The organism is Sphingomonas sp. Leaf62, from assembly GCF_001421915.1.
Lineage (GTDB): Bacteria > Pseudomonadota > Alphaproteobacteria > Sphingomonadales > Sphingomonadaceae > Sphingomonas.
Genome location: NZ_LMLN01000007.1, coordinates 91,283 through 91,909, shown reverse-complemented (window position 1 = coordinate 91,909; position 627 = coordinate 91,283). Strand labels below are relative to the sequence as shown.

The 627-nt window shown below is 60.3% G+C and carries 2 protein-coding genes; both read left to right on the top strand.

The features are described from left to right. Positions 1-415, top strand: a 415-nt coding sequence (locus ASE91_RS20480) for a hypothetical protein (protein WP_235530330.1), incomplete at its 5' end; no start/stop codon positions are given. After that, a partial coding sequence (locus ASE91_RS20475; RefSeq protein WP_235530329.1) for a hypothetical protein occupies positions 412-627 on the top strand: 216 nt, incomplete at its 3' end. The genes ASE91_RS20480 and ASE91_RS20475, both read left to right, overlap by 4 nt.

Sequence of the window (627 nt, the reverse complement as noted above, 5' to 3'; positions counted from 1 at the left end):
GCTGGTCAACGGCACCATCATCACAGAGAAAATCGCCAATCAAGCGGTGACCAACACCGTCGTTGCGTCGGGCAACGGCGTGTTCCTGCGCCAGTATGAAACCGCCGACGTCGCCACCGTATCGCTGAACAGCGCGGGTGGTACGTTGAGGATCGATGTAAAGCTGGGCAGTTCGTACAGTGTGGAGATGGCGCGACCCGACAACCGGGTCGGCGTGATCCTGCTGCGGGTCGTCAACGGCAACTATACGACGGTTGCAACGGGCGATTTTCAGGAGGCCCCGTACTTCAGCCTTTGGGCAGTGGACACACCAGGCCAGGTGCTGGTCACGTACATCGTACGGGTCACCAACAATTCGCCGAAGAACCAGTCCATTGCTACGCCGACCGTCACGATCTCGGAGCTGAAGAGGTGAAGCGGTACGCTATCGTTCAGGACGCAGATGGCGTCGTCCGGTCGACCATTGCGGCACAGGATCTGGAAACCTTACTCGTCAACGTACCACCAGATTGCCATCCGGTGCCGTGCGACGTGCAGGAGGTGGCCGGGAAGGTCTGGCGTTGGACAGAGGCAGCAGGCTTCGAACCAGCGCCCGGCGATACGGATTTGCCCCATGCGCGCTTCCTT